Annotated in this window: 6 protein-coding genes and 1 pseudogene; 5 read left to right on the top strand and 2 right to left on the bottom strand. The window is 47.0% G+C overall.

Translation table 11 applies throughout. The annotated features are described in order from the left end of the window. From ACFPVS_RS11645 to ACFPVS_RS11635, 3 genes and pseudogenes are all read left to right on the top strand, one after another. Nucleotides 1-95: pseudogene (locus ACFPVS_RS11645) on the top strand (IS1595 family transposase); the annotation flags it as partial. 312 nt (nt 96-407) lie between these two features. After that, nucleotides 408-1745 (top strand): sugar porter family MFS transporter, encoded by a 1338-nt coding sequence (locus ACFPVS_RS11640; RefSeq protein ID WP_255419114.1) that lies wholly within the window; start codon nt 408-410, stop codon nt 1743-1745. 2 nt (nt 1746-1747) lie between these two features. Then, nucleotides 1748-2629 carry a carbohydrate kinase family protein gene (locus tag ACFPVS_RS11635; RefSeq protein WP_096295679.1) on the top strand — a complete coding sequence of 294 codons (882 nt, stop codon included), beginning with the start codon at nt 1748-1750 and terminating at the stop codon, nt 2627-2629. A gap of 291 nt (nt 2630-2920) precedes the next feature. Here ACFPVS_RS11635 and ACFPVS_RS11630 read toward each other — a convergent pair whose 3' ends face one another. Further along, nucleotides 2921-3478 carry a nitroreductase family protein gene (locus ACFPVS_RS11630; protein ID WP_378595793.1) on the bottom strand — a complete coding sequence of 186 codons (558 nt, stop codon included), beginning with the start codon at nt 3476-3478 and terminating at the stop codon, nt 2921-2923. A 125-nt stretch (nt 3479-3603) separates the two neighbouring features. Continuing rightward, complete coding sequence (serC, locus tag ACFPVS_RS11625; RefSeq protein ID WP_096296167.1) at nt 3604-4710, bottom strand: phosphoserine transaminase; 1107 nt, start codon at nt 4708-4710, stop codon at nt 3604-3606. A gap of 365 nt (nt 4711-5075) precedes the next feature. Here serC and rimP point away from each other — a divergent pair, with 365 nt between their 5' ends. Both rimP and nusA read left to right on the top strand, forming a co-directional pair. After that, nucleotides 5076-5507, top strand: coding sequence for a ribosome maturation factor RimP (gene rimP / locus ACFPVS_RS11620; protein ID WP_096296166.1), 432 nt, complete (start codon nt 5076-5078; stop codon nt 5505-5507). Between the two features lie 26 nt (nt 5508-5533). Continuing rightward, nucleotides 5534-7039: a transcription termination factor NusA gene (nusA, locus tag ACFPVS_RS11615; RefSeq protein WP_096295678.1), complete on the top strand. Its 1506-nt coding sequence runs from the start codon at nt 5534-5536 to the stop codon at nt 7037-7039. Nucleotides 7040-7044: the final 5 nt, after the last annotated feature.

Genomic DNA, 7044 nt, shown 5'->3' with positions numbered 1-7044 from the left:
CTGTATTTAAAGGAATGTGAATGGCGTTTTAACCACAGTGAGATAAAGTCTCTTGTTCTATTTTAAAACAATTAGTAAAGCAGAATTTATTCTAGTTGTCTAGTACAGCCCCAAAATTTAAGTGGTTAAAGTATTTATTTGCATAGGTTTTGCGGTGTATCAAATTTATATTTCAGATTCTTAAAGGATTGCTTGTCAGTTTCAAACTTTTTAAACATAATAGCTTGTATGTAAATCTTATTACAAATTTTAGATTTACAATAACATGAATTTAAATGAACCAAAGCCCCATTTCTCACACAGAATTCAAACCGAAAATAGTAATTAGCAGGCCGTCTGAATGCAGACGGACATCGGTTATAAATTAAAGTATTCGAACATATACTTTTTTCATTTTGATACTTAGAGTGAGGACTCTTTTTATGAATCAATCCAAACTTCTTTATTGGTCCGTGACCGTTGCATTGGCCGGGTTTTTGTTCGGTTTTGACACAGTGGTGATTTCCGGTGCCGACCAAGCATTGCAGGATTTGTGGGGCAGTTCGCCTTTATTCCATGGTTTGGTGGTGATGTCGTCCGCCTTGTGGGGTACGGTAATCGGTGCGCTGTTCGGCGGTATTCCGACTGATAAATTCGGCCGTAAGAAAACACTGATTGTGATTGGTGTGTTATATGTAACCAGCGCTTTGGGTTCGGCTCTGGTGTCGGATCCTTATCTGTTTGCTTTTTTCCGCTTTATCGGCGGTTTGGGTGTGGGGGCGTCCACCATTGCCGCGCCGGCTTATGTAACCGAAATTGCGCCGGCCGAAAAACGCGGCCGTTTGGTGGCGATGTATCAGTTCAATATCGTATTCGGTATTTTAATGGCGTATTTGTCTAACTTCATCATCAGCAATATGGATTTGGGTGAACAGACTTGGCGCTGGATGCTGGGTATCGAAGTGATTCCTGCCGTGATTTATACTTTGATGGTGTTTGGTGTGCCGATGTCGCCGCGTTGGTTGGCGATGAAAGGCCGTCTGCAAGAAGCGGAAGCGGTGTTGAAAAAAATCAACCCGGATGCTGATGTGAAAAGTTTGCTGGAAACCAATCTGGAAGAAGGCCACAAACATGAAAGCATGTGGTTGAAAAAATACCGCTATCCGGTGATTCTGGCCTTTTTGATTGCCTTCTTTAACCAAATGTCGGGCATTAACGCTTTCTTGTACTACGCGCCGCGTATTTTTGAAATAGCCGGTTTGGAGCAAAGCGCCGCGATGTTGAGCAGCGTGGGCATCGGTGTGATTAACTTGTTGTTTACCTTTATCGGTTTGTCGCTGATTGATAAATTCGGCCGTCGTCAATTGATGTATATCTGCTCGTTCGGCTACATCATTTCGTTGAGCTTGGTATCGCTGGCGTTCTTTATGGGTTGGAAAGGCATGGCTGTGCCGGTGTTTTTCTTCCTTTTTATCGCCGCCCACGCGATTGGCCAAGGTACGGTGATTTGGGTGTTTATTTCCGAAATTTTCCCAAGTCATTTGCGTGCTCAAGGCCAGTCTTTGGGTAGTTCAACCCACTGGTTATTGGCTGCTGCGATTCCGGCTGCGATTCCGTTCTTGTTCTCAAGCATCGGTGCGGCATGGGTATTCGTTTGCTTCACGCTGATGATGGTATTACAACTGCTGTTCGTGATGTTTATGATGCCGGAAACCAAAGGTGTTCCGTTGGAAGAATTGTCTAAGTCGTTAATTAAGGAAGATTAAGAATGAAAGTAACCAGTTTCGGTGAAGTGCTGTGGGACGATTTCCCAAGCGGGAAAGTATTGGGCGGTGCGCCGCTGAATGTGGTCGTGCGGCTGAGGGCCTTGGGTGCGGATACCAGCATCATCAGTTGCCGTGGCAATGATGAAGACGGCGAAGAATTATTGCGCCAGATTCTGAGTAAGCATGTGAATGCCGACCTTGTGCAGATTTGTCCTGACCAAGCCACCAGTTTGGTAAAAGTATCGCTTGACAAAAGCGGCAGTGCTTCATACGAAATTGTTTACCCTTGCTCTTGGGACCGTATTCGGGTGCAGCCCGAAGCTTTGCAGCGTGTGGCCGAATCGGATGCCTTTATTTTCGGCAGCCTTGCCACGCGTGACGAAGTTTCCCGCAATACCTTGGCACAATTATTGGAGCAAGCCAAATTCAAGATTTTCGATGTCAACCTGCGCAAGCCGCATTACGATACTGACCGTTTGTTGGCAACCATGAAAAAAGTAGATATGGTGAAATTGAATGACGATGAATTGTACGAACTAGCTGAAGTATATGGTTCGCCTTATCATTCGATTGAACAAAACATCGCCTACATCGCCAAGCTTACCGGCGTGGAAACCTTGGTGGTGACGTTGGGCAGCCACGGTGCGGCTTTGTATCGCGACGGCCAGCTTTACCGCCACAGCGGTTTCCGCGTCAAAGTAGCGGATACCGTCGGCTCGGGCGATAGCTTTTTGGCCGGTCTGACGTATAAACTTCTGAATAACGCCGACCCGCAAGAAGCCATAACTTTTGCTTGTGCATTAGGTGCTTTAGTCGCTTCGCGTCATGGTGCGACACCTGAAATTTCTTTGCAGGAAATCGAAACTTTTATGAATCCGGCTTAATTCTTCCGTCATGCATAAAAGGCCGTCTGAAAAATATTCTTAACTTGTCCAAGTATTGGGGGGCAGTTCATATTGTTCAGACGGCCTTTGCCTCTTCATTCAATCCAAATCAAGAAACCTTTGCAACATCCCCATTTGGGCACATTTTTTCGTTGTGCGCTGCTGGAAAGCTTGCCTATCTTTATAGGTTTTTGCTTTCTTTGCTGCTACGACTTTGAACTGCACTTCAATCTAGGGTTTTGCAAAGGTCTCGGTTTTTCTTTTATTTGTATTTGGTTTTGTTCGATTGAATCACCAATACGTCACGAACGAATCCAAATCGGTATTTTTCGCGCCGCCGGTTTCCTCATCGGGCGTACCGACCATAATCAGACCGATGATTTTGTCTTTTTCGCCGCATTCAAAGGCTTTTCGCAACAGCGGGCTGTTGGCCCACAAACCAGTAATCCAGACATTATCGAAACCTTGGGCAGTGGCAGCCAATTGCAAGCCGTAGGCCGAACAGGCTGCGCTGAGCAATTGTTCCCATTCAGGTTTTGGTTTCGGTACGTTTTGATTCGGTGCAAAGGTCACCCCAATGACCATTGGCGCCATATGCCCGACTTTTTCTGCTTTTTGCATTGACTCTTCGCCGAAGTTCAATTCGGTAACGGTTTGGCGCAAGAGTTCACGAAAACGGAATAAACCGGCTTCGCTTTGAATCACGGTAAATTTAAACGGACGCATATTGCCATGATCCGGCACTTGGGTCGCAGCTTGCAACATGATTTCCAATTGCTTGGCATTGGGGGCGGGAGCGACCAATTTTTTAGACGAGCGTCGGGTGGTTAATAATTCGAGGGCGTTCATGAGAAATTCCTGTGATTTGATGTGTGATGGTTCTTTATAGCACAAAATATTTTTTCAAGCGAATGGACGAATCATAAAAGAAGGCCGTCTGAAAATGTTCAGACAGCCTATGACTTTGGGTTTAATCAACCATAGCGGCGTTGGAAATCCTGCATAAATTCGACCAAGGCTTCAACACCGGCCAGCGGCATAGCGTTGTAAATGCTGGCGCGCATACCGCCGACGGTTTTGTAGCCTTTGAGCAAACGCAGGCCGCGCAGATCGGCTTCTTGCACGAACAATTTATCCAGCTTGGCGCTGTCGGTTTTGAACACCACATTCATTTTAGAGCGGGCGCTGACGGCAATCGGATTGATATAAAAGCCGCCGCTGCCGTCGATGGCATCATAAAGCGTTTTGGCTTTGAGATTGTTCACCGCTTCGATGGCCTGCACGCCGCCTTGCGTTTGCAACCAACGGAACACCAAGCCCGACATATAAATCGGGTAGGTTGACGGTGTGTTGTACATGCCGTCTTTTTCGATGTGGGTACGGTAGTTGAACACGCTCGGAATGTTTTTCGGGCAGCGGTCCAGCAAATCATCGCGGATAATCACCACCGTCACACCGGCCGGGCCGATGTTTTTCTGTGCACCGGCATAAATCAAACCATAGTCAGCCACATTGAATTCGCGCGATAAAATCTCGCTCGACATATCGCATACCAAAGGCGGCATGCTGTCTGAAAGTTTGGGGACATCTTGATATTGCAAGCCGTTGACGGTTTCATTGATGGCGAAATGCACGAAAGCCGAATCTTTGGAAATGTTCCAATCTTCCACGGCAGGCAGGTCTTTGTAATCAAACAATTCACCGCCGTGTGCAGCGATATTGACCTTAGCGTTGCCTAACAGCGGCATTTGCTCGGCGGCCAAGCGGCTCCAGTTGCCGGTGATGACAGCATCGATGCTCTTGAAACCATGCGCCAGATTCATCGCCGTCATGTTAAATTGCGTGGTGGCGCCGCCTTGTAAAAAAAGCACTTTATAATTATTGGGAATGTTCAATAGTTGGCGCAAATCTTGTTCGGCGTGATGCAGAATCGACATAAACATATCGGAGCGGTGGCTCATGGCCATCACGGGAAAGCCGGTGCCGTTGTAATCCAGCATTTCATGCTGGGCGGTACGCAAAACGGCTTCAGGCAAAACGGCAGGACCGGCGGAGAAATTGTAAATCGGTTGGGTAGACATGACGTGTTGTTCGCAATAGGGAATGATGGAGCTTTTGATTTTAGGGTTTGCCATCAGGTTTAGCAAGTATTTAAACGGACATTGAGGCCGTCTGAAAAGTTATTATTGATTTTAAAATATTGTTTATACTATATTTTATTAATATTTTGTGCGATTGTCGGAGAATGCAATAAGATTATTTTGTTGACAATCAATGCATATGAAAAGGTTTGGCGAAATGCAAGAATACGACTATGCCGTCTGAAAAAAGGTAAGCGAAATCAATGCTTTTCTTTTGCTTTTAAATGCGTTATAATACGGCAATTTTTCAAATTTATAGAAAAATGGCCGCCGGGCCATTTTTTGTTTTTATACTGTGGAGTCGCATGGATATTCAAAATATTCTTGATAAAACCCTGCCCGGTTTGGGCTATGAGCTGGTGGATTTCGAGCTGGCCGCGCAAGGCGATTTGCGCGTGTTTATTGATAAGCCGCAAGGCATTACCGTGGAAGATTGCGCTACGGTGAGCAACCATCTGAGCCGCGTTTTCATGGTGGAAGACGTGGATTACAAGCGTTTGGAAATTTCCAGCCCGGGCTTGGATCGTCCGCTGAAAAAAGCTGCCGATTTTGTCCGCTTTGCCGGCGAAAATGCCAAAATCAAAACCCGTCTGCCGATTGACGGCCAGAAAAACTTTATCGGCCGCATCGAAAAATGTGAAAAAGATGTGGTGACCGTTGCTTTCGACGGCAAAACCGCTGAGATCGAAATCAGCAATATCGACAAAGCCCGTCTGCGTCCTGAATTCAAATTTTAAACATATACATAACGGAGATTCTAAAGATGAGTCGTGAGATGTTACAACTTGCCGAAGCTTTGGCAAGCGAGAAAAACGTAGAAGCAGAAGTGGTGTTTCAGGCTTTGGAGTTTGCGCTGTCAACCGCTGCCAAAAAGAAAGCCAACCGCGAACACATGGATGTGTGTGTTGAAATCGACCGAGATACCGGCGAATACCGCACTTTCCGTCGTTGGTTGATTGTGGCCGACGAAGATTACACTTATCCGGATGTGGAAAAAACCATTGAAGAAATTCAAGAAGAAATTCCGGGTACCGATATTCAAATCGGTCAATATTACGAAGAGCAGCTGGAAAACGAAGGTTTCGGCCGTCAAGCTGCGCAAACTGCCAAACAAATTATTCTGCAACGCATCCGCGATGCCGAACGCGAGCAAATCCTGAATGGATTCTTGCAACAAAAAGAAGACATCATTATGGGTACGGTAAAACGTGTCGAGCGTCACGGCATCATCGTGGAGGTGATTTCGGGCAAACTGGATGCGTTGATTCCGCGCGACCAAATGATTCCGCGTGAAAACTTCCGCAGCGGCGACCGCATTCGTGCCTTATTTGTGCGTGTGGAAGAAATCGGCAATACCAGCCGTAAGCAGGTGGTGCTGAGCCGTACTTCGGGCGAATTCTTGGTCAAACTCTACGAGCAGGAAGTGCCTGAAATTGCCGATGGCCTGTTGGAAATCCGCGAAGTGGCGCGCGATCCGGGGCAACGTGCGAAAGTAGCGGTAAAAGCCAACGATCAACGCATTGACCCGCAAGGCACCTGTATCGGTGTACGCGGTTCGCGTGTGAATGCGGTGAGCAATGAGTTGTCGGGCGAACGCATCGATGTGGTGTTGTGGTCGTCTGAAACTGCACAATTTGTGATTAATGCATTGTCGCCTGCCGAAGTCAGCCGTATTTTGATTGACGAAGATAAACACGCTGTTGATGTGATTGTGGCGGAAGACCAATTGGCCTTGGCTATCGGCCGTGGCGGCCAAAACGTGCGTTTGGCCTCGGATTTGACCGGCTGGCAGCTGAATATTATGACTGTTAAAGAAGCAGACGAGCGCAATGAAGCAGAAGATGCCGCCATTCGCGAACTGTTTATCGGCCACATGAACATCGATGCTGAAACGGCGGATGTCTTGGTACAAGAAGGTTTCCAAACTTTGGAGGAAGTAGCTTATGTGCCTGCGGCCGAGTTGTTGGAAATCGAAGGTTTTGACGAAGAAATCGTTGAAGCTCTGCGCAACCGCGCCCGCGACGCGATTTTGACCTTAGCCATTGCCTCTGAAGAGAAATTGGCCGATGTGTCGGAAGAGATGCGAAATCTGGAAGGTTTGGATTCGGATATGCTGCGCGATCTGGCACAAGCGAGTATCGCCACGCGTGATGATTTGGCCGAATTGTCTGTGGATGAATTGATTGAAATTACCGGTGTAACCGAAGACGAAGCCAAAACCGTGATTATGGCTGCGCGCGAACATTGGTTCACTGAAGAAAGTAACTGAGGGGG

Source organism: Neisseria weixii (genome assembly GCF_042658245.1).
Taxonomy (GTDB): Bacteria; Pseudomonadota; Gammaproteobacteria; order Burkholderiales; family Neisseriaceae; genus Neisseria; species Neisseria weixii.
This window is presented reverse-complemented; position numbering and strand designations above follow the sequence as displayed.

Bases quoted from the DNA above. Each gene is read 5' to 3' on its own strand.
- ACFPVS_RS11635 (WP_096295679.1), top strand. From the start codon at position 1,748: ATGAAAGTAACCAGTTTCGGTGAAGTGCTGTGGGACGATTTCCCAAGC.
- ACFPVS_RS11630 (WP_378595793.1), bottom strand. From the start codon at position 3,478: ATGAACGCCCTCGAATTATTAACCACCCGACGCTCGTCTAAAAAATTG.
- serC (WP_096296167.1), bottom strand. From the start codon at position 4,710: ATGTCTACCCAACCGATTTACAATTTCTCCGCCGGTCCTGCCGTTTTG.
- rimP (WP_096296166.1), top strand. From the start codon at position 5,076: ATGGATATTCAAAATATTCTTGATAAAACCCTGCCCGGTTTGGGCTAT.
- nusA (WP_096295678.1), top strand. From the start codon at position 5,534: ATGAGTCGTGAGATGTTACAACTTGCCGAAGCTTTGGCAAGCGAGAAA.